General features: G+C 72.3%; 1 protein-coding gene. It reads left to right on the plus strand.

Translation table 11 applies throughout. The features are described from left to right. On the plus strand, positions 1–881 hold an 881-nt coding region (locus tag CCN56_RS40260), incomplete at its 5' end, for a hypothetical protein (protein WP_086832505.1). Positions 882–916: the final 35 nt, after the last annotated feature.

Here is a 916-nt window from a genome sequence, read left to right on the forward strand (position 1 = left end):
AGGGCGCCGGCGCCCTCGACGTCCGTACCGTCACCGACCGGGACACGGCCGTCTCCGCACTGCGCGAACAGCGCAGCTTCGGCGCCTACATCCCCGGCGAGAAGCCCGAACTGCTCGTCGCCTCCGGCTCCTCCGACACCAGCGCCATGGCGGTCGAGAAGGTGTTCACCAAGGTCGCCGCCGCCCAGGACGCACCGCTCGAAGTCACCGACATCGCCCCCACCGCCTCCGGCGACCCCACGGGCCAGGGCGTCTTCTTCCTGCTCGTCGCCCTCAGCATCGGCGCGTACGCCTCGGTCGCCGTCATCGGCGGAGCCGGCGCCGTCCTGCCCATGCGGATCAGGGCCCTCCTCGCCGCCGGCATGTCGCTCGTCGTCAGCCTCATCGGCACCCTCTTCGCCGGACCGGTCTTCCACCTCGTCGACCAGGGGCTCGGCGGCGTGTGGGCGATGTCCTGGCTGTACGCGGCGGGCATCCTCGCCGTCGGCGTCGGCCTGCACACCTTCCTGCGCCGCTGGACCACGCTCGGCGTGATGGTGCTCTTCGTCATGCTCAACTTCACGAGCTCCGGCGGCATCTACCGCCCCGAGCTCCAGCCCGGCTTCTTCGGCTCGCTGCACGCCTTCTGGAACGGCGCGGGCTTCGTCGAAGGCGTGCGCGGCCACGTCTACTTCGACGGCCACGGGGTGGGCGGGCACGTCCTCGTCCTCGCCCTCTGGCTCCTCGCCGGCGCCCTGCTCGTCGTCCTCGCCGGGCTCACGGAGGCACGACGGAGGAAGGCGGGCGCCGTGACCACGGCGCCGACCGGTTCCGATGCCCGGCCCGAGACCAAGGCCGAGGCCGAAGCAGAGGAGGAGATGGAGGAGACCGTCGTGGTCTGAGGACCGGGCCGACTCGACCCGGGGACGGGACCCGG

The sequence above is a fragment of the Streptomyces sp. NRRL B-24572 genome (assembly GCF_002156145.1).
In the GTDB taxonomy this organism is placed as follows: domain Bacteria; phylum Actinomycetota; class Actinomycetes; order Streptomycetales; family Streptomycetaceae; genus Streptomyces; species Streptomyces vietnamensis.